1 protein-coding gene is annotated in these 1282 nt (G+C 66.8%); it reads left to right on the top strand.

Annotated features, from left to right (window positions below):
- The first annotated feature begins 453 nt into the window (after positions 1-453).
- Entirely contained in the window at positions 454-1188 is a 735-nt protein-coding gene (locus AB0K51_RS34830; RefSeq protein ID WP_363462302.1) for a 2OG-Fe dioxygenase family protein, read from the top strand.
- Positions 1189-1282: the final 94 nt, after the last annotated feature.

The following is a 1282-nucleotide window of genomic DNA, read 5'->3' as shown; positions in this document are numbered from 1 at the left end:
AAACCCCCGACGAGACCACTGCAACAGCCTTGACCGCCTAGCCTGAAACCGGATCACCGAGTGGCCGTCGATACACCACTCCGGCGGACGTGACCGCCGGTTGGAAGGGTTCGGGGATCGGAGCACGTTCGAGCGGGGCGCAGGGTCTGCTCATGTACTGCCGGCCCGGGGTCGTCACCGAGCCCCTGGTCAGGCCCGCACGCGAACTCCTTTGGTACCACGTCCGGCGGGGGCGGCAGCACCCGCCTGGCACCTCCGGCCGGAGTCCCGTCCCGGCGCCCTCGCCCCCGTGAACGCACAGAATTCTGTTGAACCGTCCCCGAAAACTCACCGTTCTCCTTGATGTCCGGTCACCGGTCGCACACACAAAAGGAAATCCGGGCGGCCCTACGGCCGCGGACCCATGTCCGGGAGGCTTGGCGGCCACTCGACCCCGCGAGAGGAATGAGAATCATGTCGGCGGATGTCCAGGAGAAACTGCGTGTCAAGGGCTATGCCCTCGTGCTGGCCGACCGGCTCGATATCGGGGAGGAACTTCGCGCTTTCGAGGAAGGACTGGCGAAGGAGTGGGAGAACCTGGAGGTCGACGGGTATCTCAAGGGCGGTGCCCGGTTCCGTGAGCGGCGCTATGACCGCTTCTCCTTCCTGCCGCGGACCGGCGAGGTGACCCTTCAGCCGCACCGGCCGTATTTCCAGTCGAGTACGGCGAACCCCTATGCCGGAGGAATCCAGCGTGAGGTCGCCGGGCTGACCGCTTCCACACTCGACAATCCACTCCTGAAATCGCTCATCGTTTTCAACTTCGAGCAGTTCCCGGTCGCCCCGGAACTGCTCGACCAGCATTGGGAGGTGGCTTGCCACCAGTTCCGCATCATCGGCTCGGCCGCTGAACTCGGCGAGCCCACCCCCGAGGGACCGCACCACGACGACGTCGACTTCGGTGCCATCCACCTGATGTCCCGCAGCAACGTGGCGGGAGGCGGGTCCCAGGTGTACGACCTGTCGAAGGAGCTCATCGCGGAGTTCTGCCTGGAGAGCCGGTTGGACACGATGTACTGGGACGACCGGAGGCTCCTCCACGCCGTGCACCCGATCACCGCCGCGGACGACCGGGAGGTGGCGGTCCGGGACGTCCTCATTCTCGGCTACCGCCACGCGCCGGAGCTCGGCGCGCCCGACGCCGACTGACGGCACCTTTCGGCCTGCACGATTGAGCCGGGGTGCATCGCGAGGGCGGTGGTACCCCCCACGGCGGCATACCGGCCCCGAGAACCGGCGGTGA

It is taken from the genome of Kitasatospora sp. NPDC049285, assembly GCF_040678815.1.
Classification (GTDB): Bacteria; Actinomycetota; Actinomycetes; order Streptomycetales; family Streptomycetaceae; genus Kitasatospora.
Note: the sequence above shows the minus strand (reverse complement) of the source record. Positions and strands in the feature narration are given on the sequence as shown.

What these genes read in the sequence shown, in the direction of transcription:
- AB0K51_RS34830 (WP_363462302.1), top strand. Translation starts at nt 454, where the DNA reads ATGTCGGCGGATGTCCAGGAGAAACTGCGTGTCAAGGGCTATGCCCTC.